14 protein-coding genes are annotated in these 20,094 nt (G+C 63.2%); 4 read left to right on the top strand and 10 right to left on the bottom strand.

Translation table 11 applies throughout. The features are described from left to right. Window positions 1–44: 44 nt before the first annotated feature. From VUN82_19040 to VUN82_19050, 3 genes are all read right to left on the bottom strand, one after another. The gene (locus tag VUN82_19040) at window positions 45–1,568 is read right to left on the bottom strand and encodes an aldehyde dehydrogenase family protein (GenBank protein ID XAS71159.1); all 1,524 of its coding nucleotides are present in this window, start codon (window positions 1,566–1,568) and stop codon (window positions 45–47) included. Between the two features lie 123 nt (window positions 1,569–1,691). Next, a complete protein-coding gene (locus VUN82_19045; GenBank protein ID XAS71160.1) occupies window positions 1,692–3,053 on the bottom strand; it encodes a GAF domain-containing protein in 1,362 nt (453 codons plus the stop codon). Between the two features lie 148 nt (window positions 3,054–3,201). After that, on the bottom strand, window positions 3,202–4,650 hold the full coding sequence (locus VUN82_19050; GenBank protein ID XAS71161.1) for an FAD-dependent oxidoreductase: 1,449 nt from the start codon (window positions 4,648–4,650) through the stop codon (window positions 3,202–3,204). A 167-nt stretch (window positions 4,651–4,817) separates the two neighbouring features. Here VUN82_19050 and rarD point away from each other — a divergent pair, with 167 nt between their 5' ends. Next, window positions 4,818–5,885: an EamA family transporter RarD gene (rarD, locus tag VUN82_19055; GenBank protein XAS71162.1), complete on the top strand. Its 1,068-nt coding sequence runs from the start codon at window positions 4,818–4,820 to the stop codon at window positions 5,883–5,885. Between the two features lie 389 nt (window positions 5,886–6,274). On the opposite strand, the gene gabT is transcribed toward rarD, so the two are convergent. Then, window positions 6,275–7,645, bottom strand: a complete 1,371-nt coding sequence (gene gabT / locus VUN82_19060) for a 4-aminobutyrate--2-oxoglutarate transaminase (GenBank protein XAS71163.1) — start codon at window positions 7,643–7,645, stop codon at window positions 6,275–6,277. 46 nt (window positions 7,646–7,691) lie between these two features. Further along, a complete protein-coding gene (locus tag VUN82_19065) occupies window positions 7,692–9,122 on the bottom strand; it encodes a gamma-aminobutyraldehyde dehydrogenase (GenBank protein ID XAS71164.1) in 1,431 nt (476 codons plus the stop codon). 146 nt (window positions 9,123–9,268) lie between these two features. Between VUN82_19065 and VUN82_19070 the strand changes: the two genes are divergently transcribed. From VUN82_19070 to VUN82_19080, 3 genes are all read left to right on the top strand, one after another. Further along, window positions 9,269–10,711 (top strand): PucR family transcriptional regulator ligand-binding domain-containing protein, encoded by a 1,443-nt coding sequence (locus tag VUN82_19070; protein XAS71165.1) that lies wholly within the window; start codon window positions 9,269–9,271, stop codon window positions 10,709–10,711. 75 nt (window positions 10,712–10,786) lie between these two features. After that, a complete protein-coding gene (locus tag VUN82_19075) occupies window positions 10,787–12,067 on the top strand; it encodes an MFS transporter (GenBank protein ID XAS71166.1) in 1,281 nt (426 codons plus the stop codon). Continuing rightward, on the top strand, window positions 12,064–12,744 hold the full coding sequence (locus VUN82_19080) for a FadR/GntR family transcriptional regulator (GenBank protein ID XAS71167.1): 681 nt from the start codon (window positions 12,064–12,066) through the stop codon (window positions 12,742–12,744). Before VUN82_19075 ends, VUN82_19080 begins: the two co-directional genes overlap by 4 nt. 89 nt (window positions 12,745–12,833) lie before the next feature. On the opposite strand, the gene VUN82_19085 is transcribed toward VUN82_19080, so the two are convergent. The 5 genes from VUN82_19085 to VUN82_19105 all read right to left on the bottom strand — a co-directional run bounded on the left by VUN82_19085 (window position 12,834) and on the right by VUN82_19105 (window position 19,801). Beyond that, window positions 12,834–14,213 carry an MBL fold metallo-hydrolase gene (locus tag VUN82_19085; protein ID XAS71168.1) on the bottom strand — a complete coding sequence of 460 codons (1,380 nt, stop codon included), beginning with the start codon at window positions 14,211–14,213 and terminating at the stop codon, window positions 12,834–12,836. A gap of 80 nt (window positions 14,214–14,293) precedes the next feature. Next, window positions 14,294–15,760, bottom strand: a complete 1,467-nt coding sequence (locus tag VUN82_19090) for an FAD-dependent oxidoreductase (protein XAS71169.1) — start codon at window positions 15,758–15,760, stop codon at window positions 14,294–14,296. 102 nt (window positions 15,761–15,862) lie between these two features. After that, complete coding sequence (gene cobA / locus VUN82_19095) at window positions 15,863–17,140, bottom strand: uroporphyrinogen-III C-methyltransferase (GenBank protein XAS71170.1); 1,278 nt, start codon at window positions 17,138–17,140, stop codon at window positions 15,863–15,865. Between the two features lie 126 nt (window positions 17,141–17,266). Continuing rightward, window positions 17,267–18,178 carry a glutaminase gene (locus tag VUN82_19100; GenBank protein ID XAS71171.1) on the bottom strand — a complete coding sequence of 304 codons (912 nt, stop codon included), beginning with the start codon at window positions 18,176–18,178 and terminating at the stop codon, window positions 17,267–17,269. A gap of 6 nt (window positions 18,179–18,184) precedes the next feature. Then, complete coding sequence (locus tag VUN82_19105) at window positions 18,185–19,801, bottom strand: helix-turn-helix domain-containing protein (protein XAS71172.1); 1,617 nt, start codon at window positions 19,799–19,801, stop codon at window positions 18,185–18,187. Window positions 19,802–20,094: the final 293 nt, after the last annotated feature.

Consider the following 20,094-nt stretch of genomic DNA (forward strand, 5'->3'; position numbering starts at 1 on the left):
ATCTATACGAATGAGCCGAGGTTGCGTTGGGAGTGCACAAACTCCTAGAAGAAGCCGAGCTTGTTCTCGTTGTAGCTGACCAACAGGTTCTTGGTCTGCTGGTAGTGGTCCAGCATCATGGCGTGGTTTTCACGGCCAATGCCTGAGGACTTGTAGCCACCGAAGGCGGCACCGGCCGGGTAGGCGTGGTAGTTGTTGACCCACACGCGGCCGGCCTGGATTTCCCGGCCCGCGCGGTAGGCCACATTTCCGTTGCGCGACCAAACGCCGGCACCCAGGCCATACAGTGTGTCATTGGCGATGCCAATGGCGTCGTTGTAGTCGCTGAATCTGGTCACGGAGACCACAGGGCCGAAGATCTCCTCCTGGAAGATCCGCATCCGGTTGTGGCCTTCGAAAATCGTCGGCTGGACGTAGTAGCCGCCGGCAAAGTCACCGGAAAGCTCTGCCCGTGCGCCGCCCGTGAGGACCTTGGCGCCCTCCTGCTTTCCAATGTCGATGTAGGAGAGGATCTTTTCCAGTTGGTCGTTGGATGCCTGGGCACCGATCTGGGTTTCCGTGTCCAGAGGGTTGCCTTGGATGATCTTGTTGGTGCGGGCTACGACGTCAGCCATGAAGGAGTCGTAAATGCCCTCCTGAACCAGGGCACGTGACGGGCAGGTGCAGACCTCGCCCTGGTTGAAGGCGAAGAGCGTGAAGCCCTCCTGTGCTTTGTCGTAGAAAGCGTCGTTCTGGGCTGCGACGTCGTCGAAGAAAATGTTGGGGCTCTTGCCGCCAAGTTCCAGCGTGACAGGGATGAGGTTGTTGGACGCGTACTGGCTGATAAGCCGGCCGGTGGTGGTCTCACCCGTGAAGGCGATCTTGCGGATGCGGGGACTGGAAGCCAGCGGCTTTCCGGCTTCCACACCGAAACCATTGACGACGTTCACGACACCCGCGGGCAGCAGGTCGCCGATCAATTCCATGAGGACGAGGATGGATGTTGGCGTCTGCTCGGCTGGCTTAAGCACGACGGCGTTACCTGCGGCAAGCGCGGGGGCCAGCTTCCACACGGCCATGAGGATGGGGAAGTTCCAGGGGATGATCTGGCCCACCACGCCCAGGGGTTCCTTGAAGTGGTAGGCGGTGGTGTCCTCATCGAGCTGCGAAAGGTGGCCCTCCTGGGCACGGACAGCGGAGGCGAAGTAGCGGAAGTGATCGGCTGCCAAGGGAATGTCCGCATTGAGTGTCTCCCGGACGGGTTTGCCGTTGTCCCACGTCTCGGCAACCGCGAGCAGCTCTACGTTCTCGTCTATGCGGTCGGCGATCTTGTTCAGAATCGCGGCACGTTCCGTAGCTGAGGTCTTGCCCCATGAAGGCGCTACCTTGTGCGCGGCATCGAGGGCCAGTTCGATGTCTTCGGCCGTGCCACGGGCAACTTCGCAGAAAGCTTTGCCAGTGACGGGCGTGATGTTTTCGAAGTAGGCGCCCTTGACGGGAGCAACCCATTCCCCACCAATCCAGTTCTCGTACCGGCCCTTGAAGGTGACCTTCGAACCCTCGGCACCCGGCTGTGCATAAACGGTCATTGCTAGCTCCTTTGCTGCGAATCACGGTGGCTGTCGCCATTGATTCGAGCCTAGGAGCGGGCAGGTTGCAGCTACGTTGCAACCATGTGATTCAGCTCACGCGGGGTGGTTCAGGCGCGTGGTTCAGGCCGTCAGTTCCGTTTCGATCCGCTCAAGGTCAGCCACGACGGCGGCCCGCTTGGGTGAGCGCGGCGGCAGCAGCTTCAGGACGGCAAGGCGGAGTTCGACGTCGTACTTTGCTTCGGGCAGCTCAGCGTACTTCAGGAGCGAATCAACGCTGCCATCACTGAGCAGCGCTTCCCGCAACAGATGCGAAACCCGCTCACGCAACTGCACGACGCCGGGCGCCTCCGAGCGCGGCAGGAGGGCGCCTTTGTAGATCTCCAAGGCAATCCGATGCGCACCGCGCTGCAGGCAACTGAGCACCTGGCCCGAATCGGGAAGCAGCTCGACAGGCAAACGGTAGGGCCTCGATTCGGGAACTGCCCCCGGGCTGAGCTCATGGAGAACCTTGCGCAGGCGCACCATTTCGGCCCGCAACGTCACCGCCGAGCCGTCTCCCGGGTATAGCTGCGCGCAAAGGTCATCCGCGCTCAGGCCGGCAGGTTGGCTGCAGAGGATAGCCAGAATTTCGCTGTGCCGGGCCGACAGGGAAACCGTCCGGCCATCGATGCTGAGGAGGGCCTGGTCGCGGCCCAACAACTGCAGGCTGTTCCGGTACAGAGTGTGGCTGGAAGCGGAAGCTGAGCTCCGGCGTCGTGGTTTGTCCCGGACGGCGGCGGCGAGCTGGAGACGTTCGATGCGCAACTGCGCCTGTGCTGCCGCAACCGTTGCTTCCACCAGGGAAACTGTGTGCGGGGCCACCGCGGTCTCCGTTCCAGTGATGTCCACGACGCCCAGCACGGCACCGGAATCGGGATCATGGAAGGGAACGGCCGTACAACTCCATGGGTGAACTGATCTCTTGAAGTGCTCGGCACCGGAGATCTGGATGCTCCGATCCAGGGCCAGCGCCGTCCCGGGCGCGCTTGTACCCACTGAGGCTTCGGACCAATCGGCGCCCGCGACGAACATCATCCCCTCGGCCCTGCGCTGCATGACGGGATCCCCATCCACCCACAACAGCCGCCCGACGTCGTCCCCCACCGCCACGAGCAACCCACTGTCATGGCTGGGCTGGACCAACAACTTCCTGATCACCGGCATGATCGCAGCCAGCGGGTGTTGCCTGCGGTAGTCCTCCAACTCGTCGCGGTCCATCGCGAGCGGCGCTTCGGGAACATCGGGATTGGCCTGCAGACTGGCCGAACGCTGCCAGGACTCACGCACCAAACGCCGGAGGCCGGAGATTTCCTCCGGAGTCCCGGCCCGCAGCATGTCCAGTTGTTCGTGGCTTCCCAGGTTTTCATGGGCCGCCAGGGCGCGCTTCTGCAGCAGCCTTCCGGCTTCGCTGCCCGGAACAGGCGAATGGACTGGATTCCTCATCGAACTCCCTCGTAGTCCGCAATGACAGCGCGATGTGCATGTGCTGGCGGCACGGTATCCGAAAGTCTAGTTCCAGGAATGGAGTTTGTGTACAGCTGACGCCTTTTGCGAAGCCTGTTGAGGGCGTTAGCGTACACAAACCCAAGGGTCAGCCGCGCGAGATCTGGATCATTTCTTCACGCGGAACTACCTTGATGCGTTCCCGGATCACGCCATTGCCGTTGCCGGATTCGGACTCTGACTTGGACCATGCGGCACCGAGGGCAGCCTCGTGCGCATCCAGCCGGTTCCACCCCTCCCAGGTGGTGTATTCGATGCCGCGTTCCTCGAGGAGATCGATGATGGCCTGCGGATCCGGGTTCTCTGCTGGAGGCAACGTGAGCCGGTCTTCCAGGAGGCAGCCGATGGTTTCCAGTGCATCGCCCTTCGTATGACCGATCAGGCCTACAGGTCCACGCTTGATCCAGCCAGTGGCGTAGATTCCCGGCACGGGCTTGCCGTCGGCATCCAGGACGCGACCGCCGTCGTTCGGTATGACACCGCGGCGGGCGTCGTACGGCAACTCCTCAAGCGGCGAGCCGTGGTAACCGATCGCGCGGTATACGGACTGCACCGGGTACTCCACGAATTCACCGGTGCCCTTGACGTTGCCGGTTCCGTCCAGCTGCATGCGCTCGAACTTGATGCCGGAAACCTTGCCGGGAGTTTCCGGCGAGTCCAGGATTTCCACCGGGCTGTGCAGGAAGTGCAAGTGCAGACGGCGCGAGGATGGCTGCTCGGATTCCGCGTGTTCCTCCACCAGCCAGTTGGTCATCGTGTTGACCATGGTCTTGATCTGGTTATTGGTCCGGATTGCCTCATCGGAGGCTTCATCAAACTCGAAGTCCTCCGGGTACAGCACAATGTCTACGTCATTGCAGTGGGACAGCTCCCGCAATTCCAGCGGAGTGAACTTCACTTGTGCAGGACCGCGGCGTCCAAACACGTGGACGTCGGTAACGGGCGATTTCTTCAACCCCTCGTACACGTTTTCCGGGATCTCGGTGACCAGCAGTTCATCGGGGTGCTTGACCAGCATGCGAGCCACATCAAGGGCAACGTTGCCATTGCCGATGACCGCAATCTCCTTGGCATCCAATGGCCAATCGCGGGGAACGTCCGGATGTCCGTCGTACCAGGAAACAAAATCAGCTCCGCCGAAGGAACCGTCCAACCCGATGCCGGGGATGTTGAGGTCCGCGTCCTTGATGGCACCAGTGGAGAAGATCACGGCGTCATAGAAAGCTCGGAAATCGTGAAGCGTCAGATCCCGGCCGTAGGCCACGTTGCCAAGGAAGCGGATGTCGCCGCGGTCCAACACCTTGTGCAGGGCGTTGACGATGCCCTTGATGCGGGGATGATCCGGCGCCACACCGTAGCGGATCAGCCCGTAGGGCGCAGGGTACGCCTCAAAGAGGTCGATGCTGACCTCCACGTCCCCGTCCTTGACCTCGTTGGACTTGGTCAAGATGTCGGCGGCGTACACGCCGGCGGGACCGGCGCCAACGATGGCGACGCGAAGCGGACGTTTGGGGGTGGTGGCGGCTGAGTTGGACACCGTAAGCCCTTCCGAAGCAGTAAGCCACGCCGTTGTTGGGGCGCGCAGATTCCAATTCTAGATGTCCACTCTGCACCCGGCGCCCTATATGGCGGGAGTCACACGAAAACAGGTGATTGGTGCCAACATTTCGGAATATTGCGACCCCTTTTGGTGTTGGCGACATTGTGTCGACACCCGAGCAGATCACCGCAAACTCGTCCACTTCCAACCAGCCCCCGACTGCGAGTGCGTCCAGCAGTGAACTTAACGGCGGTACGTCTGGGGGCAGGACCTCTGGCGGCGGGACCCGACGAAAGCCGGTCTGGAGCGAGTCGACGGCGGGAGTCCTGTTTGGTATTGGCGCTTACTCTTTGTGGGGACTGCTTCCGCTGTACTTCCTCGCGCTTCAACCGGCGGGGGCCATCGAAATCGTCGCCAACCGCGTCGTTTGGTCACTGATCTTCTGTGCGCTGCTGATCACGGTCACGCGGGCATGGCGGGTCTTTGGCGCAGCCGTGAAGGACCGCTCAGTCTTTGGGCCGCTGGCCTTGGCAGCCGGACTGATAGCCATCAACTGGCTCACCTACACTTTCGGCGTCACTACAGGGCACGCCGTTGAAACGTCCCTCGGATACTTCATCAACCCGTTGGTATCGGTCCTGCTCGGCGTATTCGTCCTCAAGGAGAAGTTGCGGCCGCTCCAATGGGCAGCAGTGGGCATCGGCTTCATCGCAGTGGGCGTCCTGACCTTTTCCTACGGCCAGCTTCCCTGGATCGCGCTAATCCTGGCCTGCAGCTTCGGCCTCTACGGGTTCGTCAAGAAGCGCGTCGGTCCAAAGGTTGATGCGCTCACCAGCCTCTCCGTGGAAACAGTGGTCCTCGCCCCCTTGGCAGGCGCCACCATGATTGTCCTGGGCGCGAGCGGCGTCGCAACACTCACCGCCCTTGGGCCTGGGCATTTCTGGTTGCTCCTGGCATCCGGCGTCATCACCGCAGTGCCGCTGCTCTTCTTTGGCGCCTCGGCCCGTCGCCTGCCGATGACCACCATCGGCTTGCTCCAATATTTCGCACCGATTCTTCAGTTCATCGTGGCGCTGGCCGTCTTCAACGAGACCATGACCACGGCCCGCTGGATCGGTTTCTGCGTGGTGTGGCTCGCCCTGCTGGTGCTCACGGTGGACATGCTGCGCACAGCCAAGAAGAACTCGTCGCTGAAGAAGAAGGCCCGGATCGCGGCCGCTGCGCGAGCTTAACTCCTGCTGAACCGCCGTCGTGCGTTCGGCTGATCCACGCGAGGACGAGAGAACAGTGCCAGAACGTATGGAAACCTCCAGCGAACTGGACGCGCTCCCGCGAACTCGGCGCGCACCGCCGTCGTGCGTTCGGCTGATCCACGCGAGGACGCGGGAACAGTGCCAGAACGTATGGAAACCTCCAGCGAATAGGACGCGCTCCCGCGAACTCGGCGCGCACCGCCGTCGTGCGTTCGGCTGACGGTCCGCCGAGGACGCGGGAACAGTGCCAGAACGTATGGAAACCTCCAGCGAACGGGACGCGCTCCGGCGAACTCCGCGCGCCGCCCGTTAACGCACAAGGAGGGCCGGGGAAACCCCGGCCCTCCTCACAAAACAAGCGTAGAGACTTACGCGTGGGCCTTGATGGCTGCAGCGAGGACCTCGAGGCCGTCGATGAGCAGCTCATCGCTGATCACGAGCGGCGGAAGCAGGCGGATCACGTTGCCGTACGTGCCACAGGTCAGGATGATGACGCCTTCCTGGAGGCAAGCAGCAGCAACGGCCTTAGTGAGCTCAGCGTTCGGTTCCTTGGAACCAGACTGAACGAGCTCGATGGCCAGCATTGCGCCACGGCCGCGGATGTCGCCAATGACGGAACCCCCGCCTGCGGAAAGCTCGGCGGCCAGTTCGCGGAGCTTGCCAAGGGCGAGCTCTTCGATGTGGCGGGCACGGCCCCTGAGGTCGTGCTGTTCCATGGTGTCGATCGCAGCGAGGGCGGCTGCACAAGCAACCGGGTTGCCACCGTAGGTGCCGCCGAGGCCGCCCGGGTGGACGGCGTCGAGCAGGTCCGCGCGGCCGGTGATGGCGGACAGCGGGAGGCCGCCTGCGATGCCCTTGGCCATGCTGATGATGTCCGGGACAACACCTTCGTGGTCAACGGCGAACCATTCGCCCGTGCGGCAGAAACCGGACTGGACCTCGTCGGCGATGAAGACGATGCCCTTTTCCTTGGCCCATGCAGACAGTGCGGGCAGGAATCCTTCGGCCGGGACGATGAAGCCACCCTCGCCCTGGATGGGCTCGATGATGATCGCGGCAACCTGGTCGCCACCGATCTGCTTCTCGATCATGGTGATGGCGCGCTTGGCGGCCTCGGCACCGGTGATCTCCGGGTTCTCTTCACGGAACGGGTAGCTCATGGGCATGCGGTAAACCTCGGGCGCGAACGGGCCGAAGTTGGTCTTGTACGGCATGGCCTTGGCGGTGAGTGCCATGGTCAGGTTGGTGCGGCCGTGGTATGCGTGGTCGAAAGCCACGACGGCATCGCGGCCGGTAGCCAGACGTGCAACCTTGACGGCGTTCTCCACAGCTTCAGCGCCGGAGTTGAACAGCACGGTGCGCTTGGCGTGGTCGCCCGGTGTGAGCCGGTTGAGCTGCTCGGCCACAGCTACGTAACCCTCGTACGGGGTGACCATGAAGCAGGTGTGCGTGAAGTGCGCAGCAGCTTCCTGGACAGCGGCGACGACGGCGGGGTCGGACGCGCCGACGCTGGTCACGGCGATGCCGGAGCCGAGGTCGATGAAGGAGTTGCCGTCGACGTCGCGGATGATGCCGCCGTCGGCGTCTTCAACGTAAACGGGGACACCTGAGGCGACGCCGGCTGCAACGACGGCGGAGCGGCGCTCCGCCAGTGCCTGCGACTTGGGGCCGGGGAACGCGCCGCTGATGTTGCGCTTCTGCTCGATGCGGTACGAGAGTTCGTTCGCGGTAGTGGTCATGGGGTGGTTGCCTTTCTGGGAAATTAGTACGGGTTACGCGAACGTGCTACGCGTCGAGCGCGGACATCACGTGCTTGATGCGCGTGTAATCCTCAACGCCGTACATGGAGAGGTCCTTGCCGTAGCCGGACTGCTTGAAGCCACCGTGGGGCATCTCTGCCGTCAGGAGGATGTGGGTGTTGATCCAGACCGCACCGAAGTCCAGGTCGCGGCTCATGCGCATGGCCGTACCGTGGTCGGTGGTCCAGACGCTGGACGCCAGAGCGTATTCGACGTCGTTGGCCAGCTCGAGCGCTTCGGCTTCGGTGCTGAACTTCTGGACTGTGATGACCGGACCGAAGGTTTCCTTCTGCACGATGTCGTCGGTCTGCTTGGCACCGGAGATGATGGTGGGCTCGAAGAAGAAGCCCTTCTCGCCTGCGCGGTGGCCGCCGGTTTCGATCTTGCAGTTCTCCGGGAGGTGCTCCACCACTGAGGTGACGGCGTTGAAGTGGTTCACGTTATTGAGCGGGCCGAAGTAGTTCTCTTCGTCGTTCTGCGAGCCTGTGTGCAGGGTCTTGGTGTGCTCCACCATTGCCGCCACAACATCATCGTGGACGGAGTCTTCCACCAACACGCGGGTGATGGCAGTGCAGTCCTGGCCGGCGTTGAAGAAGGCGAACTCGGCGATAGCCGCTGCACTCTTCTTGATGTCGGCATCCTTGAAGACGATGGCCGGAGCCTTGCCGCCAAGTTCCAGGTGGGCACGCTTGAGGCCCTTGGCTGCGCCGCTTGCCACCGCGATGCCGGCGCGAACGGAACCAGTGATGGACACCAGGCCCGGAACCTTGTGGTCAACCATCATGGCGCCCGTTTCGCCGGTGCCGAGGACAACGTTGAGCACACCGGCAGGGAAGATCTCGCCCGCGAGGCGAGCCAGGACCAAGGTGGATTCCGGGGTGGTGTCCGAGGGCTTGAGGACTACGGTGTTGCCTGCTGCAAGGGCGGGGCCGATCTTCCAGATGGCCATCAGGAACGGGTAGTTCCACGGGGCAACCTGGGCTACGACGCCGATCGGTTCGCGGCGAACATAGGAGGTGTGGCCCTCAAAGTACTCACCGGCAGACTTGCCTTCCATGATGCGTGCTGCACCGGCGAAGAAGCGGAGCTGGTCTGCGCCCGCGGCAACTTCCTCGGAAGCGATCAGGGACCGCACCTGGCCGGTGTTGCGGTGCTGGGCGTCAACGAGTTCGTCGCTGTTGGCCTCCACGGCGTCGGCGAGCTTGAGCAGCATGAGCTGGCGCTGGCCGGGCGTGACGTGCTTCCACGTCTTGAAGGCTTCCTTGGCTGCGGTCATGGCGGCGTCAACATCGGCCTGCACCGAAATCGGCGACTTGGCAACGATCTCCCCGTTAGTGGGGTTCACGATGTCCAGGAGACCCGTACCTGCCGGCGTAACGAATTCGCCGTTGATGAAGTTCTGCAAGGTTTGAACCACGGTGTGCAACCCTCTTTCGGTGTCTGGGGCATGGGTTTTAGCTGATCAGAGCCTATGCCAGCGGAGAGGTCCAAGGAATAGTCAGCTGCACACACCGGCATACCCTCCTTAGTGCGCTTGACCAGCGCCGGGTTACGCTTGTAACCATGGCAATGTCCCTCTCTTCGCTCGTCGCTGTCCCATCCTTGAAGCTCCGCAAAACGGGTAGCGCGGAAACAACCTGGAACCAGGACATCAGTTGGGTGGCCGTGACGGAGTTGGAGGATCCCCAGCGCTTCCTCAGCGGCGGGGAATTGGTCCTCACCACGGGCCTGCGTCTGAAGAGCGCCGCAGACCAGCGCCGATTCGTCCGGCAGGTCCAGCGGGCCGGTGCAGTGGGCATCGGCTTCGGCATCGGCCTCACCCACGAATCCGTTCCAGAGGCTCTCATCGCCGAAGCCAACCGGTGGGGCTTGCCCCTGGTTGAAGTACCCTACGAGATACCCTTCATCGCTATCGGAAAGCTCGTTGCCGAGTCGCACTCAGCTGACCACTATTCAAACTTGGAACGGCTCCTGGCCGGGCACCAGATCCTGGCCCGGTCGCTCCTCACTGGCGGCGGCCTGGGCGAGCTCCTGAAACAGTTGGGCAGCATGCTGCGCACCGATGTTGTGCTCACCCAGTTCAGCGCGCAGCTTTACAACAGCGTTCCCGGGAAACCGGCGCCGACGGCGGATGGCTGGGCTTCGTACCCGATTCCCACCGGCCGCAGGGACGCCTGCACGCTGTGGTTGCGGCAGCCGTTCGTGGACTCGGGGATCGTCAGCTACGCGCAGAACCTCATCAGTGTTGAGCTGAACAACATGGTCAAGCAGCGCCAGGCCCAGCGCGCGATGGCCGGGCAGGTGCTGGACGACGTCATCCACGGAACCTTGGAAACCATAGAGGCCGCCCGCCGTCTGGCAGGCGTCGGAATCAACAGCACCCGGAAGAACGTGGTGCTCGTGGCAGAGTCCACGGCACACCACAAACAACTGATCAGCATCTCCCTGCCCCAGGCGCTGGAAGCCGGCGTTAGCGCCGTCGTCGGGAAGGACCTGGTCACGGTCATCACCGACGACGGCAGCTCCGCGACGGCCTTGGCCAAGAGCCTGAGCGACCATTTGCAGGAAGCCGGGATCCACGCCGTGATCGGAATCGGCGGCGCCTACACGAAGCCAAACGGCCTGCGCTGGAGCTATTTTGAAGCGCGCGACGCCGTGGCGCACGGCTTGCCGGTCAACGAACCCGAGCGGCTGAGCCTGACATCCCTCCTGCTGGCGAGCGAGGATGTTCCGTTGGCCGACATGGCCAGCGAATCGCTTACTCCGTTAAGGAAGTTCGACGCCGCCCATGGCTCTGAACTGGTAGCCACACTGGAGAGCTACCTTAACCACAATGGCTCCGTCGCCGCCGTCGCCGAATCCCTGACCCTGCACCGCAACACCGTGCGGTACCGGCTGGCCCAGATCACCGAACTGACGGGCTACGACCCGTCGCAAACCCAGGATCGAGTGCAGCTTTGGCTCGCCCTGGCGGTGCAGCGGCTGGGTTCTCGCAACCCGCGGTAGGCCATCCGCGAGCTCGTACAGAGAGGTTCGCCACAAAAGTCTAGACATTAGACGTCAAACGTCTAACCTTTACATATGGCTGCGACGACCCCTCTTAACCCCACCACAGGAAACATCCCTACGATTGCCACTGCTGCCCCGGCAACAAACCAGCGCCTGGCAGTCCCCAAGACGCGCGTCGTCGCCGTCGTCGGCATCATTGCCGTAGTGCTTATTGGGCTGAACCTTCGCGCCGGAATCACCAGCGCCGCAGCGCTCTTCCACGAGCTGCAGCAAGTGTTGGGCTACGGGGCCTTGGTAGCGTCAATCCTGCCCTCGATTCCGCTGCTGTGCTTCGCAGTTGCAGGGATGGGGACCTCGTGGCTGACCCGCCGTGTGGGTGTGGAGAAAGCTATCGCCATCGCCTTGGCCTTGCTGGCCGGGGGCTTGCTGGTGCGTGGCGTTCCAGCCACCGGTGCCCTGCTCGGCGGAACGGTTCTGGCGATGTCCGGCCTTGCAGTGTGCAACGTGGCCATGCCGTCGTTCATTCGCGAGCACTATTCGGACCGCACCTCCATGATGACCGGCCTCTACACCTTCACAATGTCCGGTGGCGCTACCTTCGCGGCTGCCGTGAGCGTTCCCTTGGCGCAGCAGCTCGGTTCGCCATCGATGGGCCTTGCTGCCTGGGGCATCCTGGGTGTCGCAGCGCTGCTCGGCTTCCTGCCGGTGGTCCTGCACTCGCACCGGAACTCCACCAAGACCGACCGTCCGCGCGTATCCATGTGGCCCCTGCTACGCACCCGCCTGGGCATCCTGATCACGGCCATCTTCACCTTCCAGGCCTTCCTCGCCTACGCCGTGATGAGCTGGTTCGCCTACATCCTCACGTCCCAGGGCCTCAGTGCCTCGGAAAGCGGGCTGCAGTTTGGCGTCATGCAGCTGGTCTCCGTGGCCGCCGGCATGATCCTGCTTGCCTTCGGTTCCAGGCCCGGAATGCTGCGGCCTGCCCTCTACCTTGCAAGCAGCTCCACCTTGGTTGCGATCGCCGCCATGATCTGGCTGCCGACCTCCCTGGCGTTCGTTTCCGCCGTGCTCTTTGGGTTTGGTTTGGGCATCTTCCCGCTGGTCCTGGTAATCATCAGCCGCAGCGGACGGTCGACGGCGGAAACCACCGCGCTCTCCACGATCGCCCAATCACTGGGATACTTGATTGCGGCAATTGGCCCCTTTGGCATGGGGCTGCTCCACAGCGCAACGGGCGGCTGGGCGCTGCCCCTGAGCTTGCTGTCCATCGTGGCGGTGGCCCTCATGGTTACTTGCCACATGCTCACCAGCAAGCGCACTGCCACCAAGACCGGACCGAGGACAGCATGACCCTAACCCCTTCGCATCGCCCGGCCCTGGCCGAGGAGATCACCGCCAAGCTGCGGGACATGATCAAGTCAGGCGAATGGCCGCTGCAGGAGCGGATCCCGGCAGAGCCTGAACTCATGGCGAGCCTTGGCGTTTCGCGGGGCACTCTCCGCGAGGCCATCAAGGCGTTGGCGCACTCGGGCATGCTCGAAGTACGCCGGGGAGATGGCACGTATGTGCGTGCCAACAGCGAAATGTCCGGCGCGGCCCAGCGCATGTACTTGGAGCACACCCAGGAACACATCGTCGAAGTACGGCTTGGTTTGGACACGCAGGCGGCCCGCCTCGCCACAAAGCACGCAACCGTGGAAGACCTGGCCGAGATGCGCCGCCTCCTGGCCCTGCGCCATGACGCCTGGCAGTCCGAGGACTACCCCACCTGGGCGCGCTCCGATTGGGAATTCCACGAACGCGTTGCCCTGGCATCCGGAAACCCGCTGCTGCATCAGCTCTATGTCTCCTTTGGCGGGGTCTTCCACAACGACCTCCTCCGCCAGCAACGCAAGGAAGGCTTCAACGGCATTCCCCGCGAGGGCCACGACGAACTCGTGGACGCGTTGGAAGCACACGATCCCGACGCCGCCGTTCAGAGCGTCTACCGGAACCTCGATTTCTGCGCGGACAAAACCCCGCGGTAGCCCTTCGTTAGTCGTCGCCAGGCCGCTAAGTCGTTGCCAACCCGCTCATCCGTTGTTGCCCTACCACGGCTTAGCGGGGCAGCAACGTCTCAAGGCACGGTCTCGATTCCCACCCCGGCCGCGTCCTTGAACCTCGCGTCGATCAGGACAACGTCCCGTCCCGCCCGGTCCAGGAGACTCGCTGCGACACTCGCCCGATATCCCGTGGCACAGTGCACCCAGATCCTGGCGTCCGGCAGCTCGGTGATCCTGCCGAGCAACTCGTAGACCGGAAAATTGAGTGCTCCTTTGACGTGCAAGGCCTTGTATTCCTCCGGACGGCGAACGTCCAACACCACGTCATCCGGCGCCCGGCCCTTGAGGAGCGCAGCCCAGTCCCCGTGCTCGTAGCGCGCCCGTGGATGGCCCGGTGCCAGAGCGCCGATGTCCGAACCACCCGCTTCAGGCCCGACGGCGGCATCCGGACTCTCGATGCCAATCCTCGCCAAATCGCGGATCGCCTTCTCCACCTCATCCAACGGGCCCAGCAAGGTAAGGGGTTGGTTCCATGGGATCACCCAGCCGAGATAGCTGGTGAAGTTATCGCCTCGTCCGTATTCGAAGCTCACACTGCCTTGGAGATGGCTGTCTGCGAAGGCCACCCTGTGCCGCAGATCCACCACCCACTCCCCCGCGCCCAAACGCCGGCCCAGCTCTGCGGCGTCCACAGAATCAGGTACCTCCAGGTTCGGCACACCGGGCCCGGCCGCATTGAGGGGGCTCATGTGCGCGTAGTAGGCCGGGTAGTCTGTGATGTTCTCCAACAACTGGGCCACGAAATGGTCCTCGTTGGGATCAGTCAGGGCAGGGTTGGCGGCCGCTTGCTCACTAATGGTTGATGCCTTCACCTTGCTGGAGGGCCCCACGGAGCAAAAGGAACCGAAGCCGTGTGTTGGATAGAGAAACGCCTCGGGTTTCGCCAGATCCACCAGTCGCCGAACCGATGAATACTGATCGTGTGCCAACTTCGCAGTGTCGTCGGGCGAGACGAGGTCCGTTCTCCCGACTGAACCGTAGAGCAAGCTGCCACCGGAAAACACAGCCTCAGGGCCGCCGTCGTGCGCGTCCTCCCGGACCACGTACGAGAGGTGTGTGTGCGTATGGCCAGGCGTCGCAACTACCGAAACGGAAAGCCGGCCGACGTGAAACACCTGTCCATCCGTGACGGGAACGCGGGTGAACTCCACGTGGTCATCAGCATTGACCAGATAAGCGGCATCGTGCGCTTGGGCGAGCAGCAGACCACCAGTGACGTAGTCGTTGTGCAGGTGGGTTTCGGCCACGTGGGTGATCCGGACGCCAGCCTCAACAGCCGCCGCCTCTATCCGATCGGTGTCCCGCTGGGGGTCGATCACCAAGGCCACCCGGCCGTCATGCACCAGGTAGCTCCGGTCCCCCAACTGGGGTGTTTCGATGACGACGACGTCCATACCTCAGGTTAAAGCAACGCGGGGTCACTTAAGCACCATGCGGAAGCCCGGAAAGGTGCATAAGTGACCCCGCGTTGAAATTAAACTTCGGCTGCTACACCGTCGCGGGAGATGTTGACCATGTCCTCGCGCGGCACAACCTTGATGCGCTCACGCGTGACCTCAACACCGTGGGAGCCGCCAGCCTCGGTGGCTGCTGCGCCGAGCGCGAGCTCGTGGGCGTCCAGAGCCAGCCAGCCTTCCCAGCTGGTGAACTGCACGCCGCGGGAGTCCAGGAGATCCACGACGGCGTCTGCCGCCGGAACCTCGGCGAACGGCAGGTTTTCGCGGTCCTCCAGGAGGTACGTCACGGTCTCAAGGGCATCGCCCTTGGTGTGACCGATGAGGCCGACCGGACCACGCTTGATCCAGCCCGTGGCGTAGAGGCCCGGTACGTGCTGGCCGTCGGCGTCAAGGACGCGGCCGCCGTCGTTGGTCACGACGCCCTTCTTGTGGTCGAACTCGACGTCCGGGAGGGCCGAACCGAAGTAGCCGATGGCGCGGTACACGGCCTGGACCGGGTAGTCGACGAACTCGCCGGTGCCGCGGGCGTTGCCCGTGCCGTCCAGCTCGGTGCGCTCGAACTTGATGCCGGCAACCTTGCCCGGAGTTTCCGGGGAGTCGACGATCTCAACCGGGCTGTGCAGGAAGTGCAGGTGGAGGCGACGCGAGGCCTTGAGCTCGGAGAGGTCCTCGGGCTGCTCGGCGATCCAGTTGGTGAGCGTGCCAACCATGGTCTTGGTCTGGTTGTTCGTCTGGACCTGGCGGTCGGACTCTTCGTCGAATTCGAAGTCCTCGGCGTAGAGGATGATGTCTACGTCCTTGGAGTGCGAGAGTTCGCGGAGTTCCAGCGGGGTGAACTTCACCTGCGCGGGGCCGCGGCGGCCGAAGACGTGAACGTCCGTGACCGGGGAATTCTTCAGGCCGGCATAGACGTTGTCCGGGATTTCGGTGACCAGGAGGTCGTCGGCGTGCTTGGACAGGACGCGGGCGACGTCAAGGGCAACGTTGCCGTTGCCGAGGACAGCGATTTCCTTGGCGTCCAACGGCCATTCGCGAGAAACGTCCGGGTGTCCGTCGTACCAGGAGACGAAGTCGGCGCCGCCGAAGGAACCCTCAAGCTCGATGCCCGGGATGTTCAGGTCCGCATCCTTGATGGCGCCAGTGGCGAAGATAACCGCGTCGTAGTGCTTGCGGAGGTCCTCGATGGAGATGTCCGTGCCGTAGTCAACGTTGCCGAAGAAGCGGATGTCGCCGCGGTCCAGGACCTTGTGCAAGGCATTGACGATGCCCTTGATGCGGGGGTGGTCCGGAGCCACGCCGTAACGGATCAGGCCATACGGTGCCGGGTAGCGGTCAAAGAGGTCGATGCTGACGTTGAGCTCGCCGCTCTTGACGGCCTCGCTCTTGGTCAGGATGTCTGCTGCGTACACGCCGGCAGGGCCGGAGCCGATGACGGCGACGCGAAGCGGACGGTCCGCAGAACCTACGGGAGTGCTAATTGACACGGCTGTGTTCCTTCTTCTTGTTCAGTCCTCCCAACCAGGTCGCAGTTGTGCGCGTTTTGAGGGCTCAAAACGCGCTCTGCTGCTACCTAGTTGGGCCGGGGGCTAGTTACTGCGGACGCGGGGACGGTTGGGGCTAATCGTGCTGTAGTCAGCGGTCTTGAAATGCTGTGGGGCGAAGGGGCTGACACGGACAACATCGCCGATCACGATGACCGCGGGATTGGCCACGCCGACGGCCTCAGCCTGGTCCGCGATGGTTCCCAACGTGCCGATCGTGACGCGCTGATCCGGCAAATACCCGTTCTCAACGATACCTACTGGAGTGTCCAAAGGCAGACCCGAGCCAGCCAGGGCGGCTGCGGAATCGCGCAATTGAGCCACACCCATGAGCAAAACCACAGTGTGATCCGGCCGGGCGGGGACCTCGGAAAGCTCTTCGTGACCGGTCACGACGCTGAAACCCTTGGCCAAACCGCGATGCGTGACGGGGATACCAGCAGCTGCGGGAACCGAAATGGCCGACGTCACGCCGGACACCACTTCAACCTCGACGCCGTGCTGCCGGCAGAACTCTGCTTCCTCGCCGCCGCGCCCCAGGACATAGGGGTCGCCGCCTTTGAGGCGGACCACGCGGTTGCCCTTGAGGGCTTCGTCCACGAGGATCCGGTTGATCTCAAGCTGCGGCACCGGGTGATGGCCCGGCGTTTTGCCGACCTCGATCACGCGGACATCGGGAGCCAGTTCCTTGAGCAGCTCACGCGGGCCAAGACGGTCGGCAACCACGACGTCGGCCTGGCCCAGCAAGCGTCGACCCCGGACTGTGATGAGTCCCGAGTCGCCAGGGCCGCCGCCGACCAGCGCAACAGAACCAGCAGGCGCTTTGCCGGCAGCGTCAGGTTTGCGGTGACGGCGAAGCGGCAGGTCTCCGGTTTCCAAGGCAGTGGCTACAGCATCGCGAAGCGCCATGGCGCGGCGAGGGTCTCCCCCTGCATTGATGGCGATCTTGACGTCATCCACCACGGCCACGGCGGGCGTCCAGGCAGCTGAGGATTCGTGGTCCGAGGCGTTGACGCACCAGACGCGCTGCGCTTCGGCGTCGGCTGATACCTGGGTGTCCACGGCGGCAGTGCCCGTGGCGGTCTGAACGAACCAGACGCCGTCGAGGTCTGATGTGCGGTACTCGCGCGGCTCCCAGATGAGGAGTCCAGCGTGGGCGAGCCCGCGGAGGTTTTCGGAGGCAACGGGAGCGACCACGGTGACCTTCGCACCGGCGTCGAGCAGTCCCTTGGCACGGCGCTCCGCGACGGGCCCGCCGCCCACAACCAGCACCGGGCGGCCGAGCAGCCGCAGTGCCGTGGGGTAAATGTCCTGTATTGCCATAAAAAAACTGTAGGGCGGGCCCGTAACATGCTTCAAAGGCTCGGAAACACCCGGTAACGCTGGGTAATCCAGCGTCACATACGCGTCATCCCTTGTTTCCGCCGGCAAACGTCCGGAAACCGGCCGCTAAAAAACAGACCAGCCCGTACGCGTCGTGAATTCATCCAGGGCAGCCACACCTGCAACCGAGTTGCCGGACCGTCCAAGGCCCGGGCTCCAGACACTGATGGCGCATTTGTTGGGGACCACCGCGACGATTCCGCCTCCGACACCGCTCTTTCCCGGAAGGCCCACGCGGTAGGCGAATTCCCCGGCGGCGTCGTAGGTCCCGCACGTGAGCATGACGGCGTTGATCCGCTTGGTCTGTGCCGGGGACAGCAGCCGGGTGCCGTCCGCTCCTACACCGTTGGCGGCCAGGAACCGGGTTGCGAGCGCCAGGTCTTCGCAGGTCATGGCCAGAGCGCACTGCTCCACATAGGACTCGAGGACGGCTTCCACGGGGTTCTCCAGGTTGCCGCAGCTGGCAAGGAAGTGGGCCAGTGAGGCGTTGCGGTGGCTGTTGCGGAGTTCCGACGCCGCTACGTAATGGTCCGCGGCCACAGTGGGGTTACCGGTTTCGCGGCGCATCAAGTCGCGGACGGACAGGGCGGCGCTTCCTGTGACGCTGAGGAGCCGGTCGCTGACGACGATCGCGCCGGCGTTGATGAAGGGGTTCCGGGGAATCCCTTCTTCGCTCTCCAACTGGATCAACGAGTTGAAGGGGTTGCCCGAGGGTTCGCGGAAGACGCGCTTCCAGATGCCATCGCCGTCGAAGGCCAACACCAAGGCGAGCGCGAAGACCTTGGAAATGCTTTGAATGGAGAAGGGCACATGCGCGTCCCCTGATGAGTAGACGTCACCGTCTCTGGTTGCGACGGAGATGCCGAACTGGTGTGGGTCCACGGCTCCCAACTGGGGAATGTAATCGGCCACGTTGCCCTGGCCGACGTGCGGCTGTACTGCCCCGACGATGTCGTCGAGGAGATTCTGGATGTCCAAGGGGTTCTAGCTCCTGGCCTCTGCGTAGGTCCATAGTCGTATCTGGAGATGGGCAAGCAATCGTTCGTCTGCGGACTGCAGGTCCAGTCCGGCCTCTTCGCACGCTCGCCGCAGCCGGTAGTGGACGGTGTTGCGGTGGATGGCCAGTTCCTCGGCGCAGCGGTTCACATCACCAAAGAATTCGAGGTAGGTCAGCAGCGTCAAAGCAAACTCTGGATAACGGTCGCAGAGCTTGGCTATTCCCTGGTGCCGGAGCCCTTTCCGGGTTTCCAGCAGATCCAGCAGTTCGTTGGTGAGGACCGTGGTTTCCACATCCCTGTAGGAGGCAACACGGATCGACGGCGTGCTCTGCAGCACCTTCAGGACGCTGCGGACGTGGTCAAGCGTGGCGTACAGGGCGTCCAGCCGCGGAACGATCGGGCCCACAGCGGCCTGGACCTGGAAGTGCAGGTGCGTGGTGGCGTCACGCACGATCGTGTTGACCAAGCGGTTGATGGCGGGCAGGGACTTTACCGGGTCCAGGTCCGGCAGGATGATCGCTGTTTCCGTGCCCAGAGCTCCTACCACTGCTCCCTGACGGTAGGCCGCAGCGTGAATGGACGCGAGGTTGGAGAGCTCACCCCTGCGGAGCTGTTGACCCGGGGCGCTCTGATCCAGCCCGCCTGCCGAAATCAGCACCAAGGCAGCAGGTTTCGAGGGGTCGATCCCCGCCGACTGGGCCTGTGAGTGAACCTGTGCCGTACCGCTGAGGAGGCTGGACACCCGGTCTTCGCGCATGGATTGGGATTGCTGGTTCCGGTGGCGGACAAGTTCAATCGCGGCGTGCCGGGCAGCGCCAATCATCAGCCTGTCAGTGTTCGGCGCCAACGGCTCAGCACCTTCCTGCAGCCAGATATAGCCCATCACCCGGCTTCCCGCATGGATGCCAATGGCCACGCGTTCGCGAAGGCCGGCCTCAGGGTTGGCGTCCACATGGACGGGTTCCTCGGTGGCCTGAAGGTGCTTGTAGACGCCCGATTCCTTGAGGAGTTTCTGGTATCGCTCAGGTCCCCGCCGCGCAAGGATGGACAAACGCCGGAGCTCATCAACATCGTTGGACGCAGGCGAGTAGGCGAGGACCCTGTTCCCCGGGTCCTCGATGACGACGTGGCCGTTGGTCAACGTTGCCGTTGTTTGGGCGATGGCGAACAAGTCCCTATGCACCGTGGTGGGATTCTCCCCGGAAACACCGCGCTCCCGGATACGGTCCACAGCGACGCTTTCGAACTTGTCCCAGCGAAGGCCGGGGGCTACGGCCACCAGTCCGATACCGGTCGATTGCAGAAGTTCCGCCACGGCTTCGAGTTCACGTTCGTTGCCCTTGACCGCCACGGCCGTGGGTCTGTCGCTGATGATCCGGCGGATTGCCGGCAGCGCCACACGTCCACGGGCGCCGATGAGCATCACCAAGGACCCAGGGCGAGTTGCATCCTCGTCTTCTGCATCCACAATGACCGTTTCACGAACTGTCAGGTTGTCCGCGTCCGGGGCAAGCAACAAGCGTGCGTTGTCCACGCCCAGGTCTTCAAGTACATCGCTCAGCAAGGTGACGACGCCGTCGTCGTCAATGTCCAGGGCCTTCAACGAAGCTATCGCTTCCTCTCGTATTCAGTTCGGGTCAATCGGACGTCCTTCGCCATTGAAGAAGTCCTGCCCATGCTCCTGCGCAATCGCGCACAGCCAGAAACATTACCGGGCCTTCAGGACACCAGTGTTGTCCAGCCAGCACAAGAGCCGGGCCCTGAATTTGGTTCGCCAGCCAATTTGCGCGATTCGCCTGAGATCTAGAGTTATTTACTGTCCCCAACGCCACAAACACTGTGTGTTGCGCCGTGTCAGAGAACACATCTGTGCCGTTTGGGACTGTTGAGCTGCCG

The organism is Micrococcaceae bacterium Sec5.1, from assembly GCA_039636795.1.
Lineage (GTDB): Bacteria > Actinomycetota > Actinomycetes > Actinomycetales > Micrococcaceae > Arthrobacter.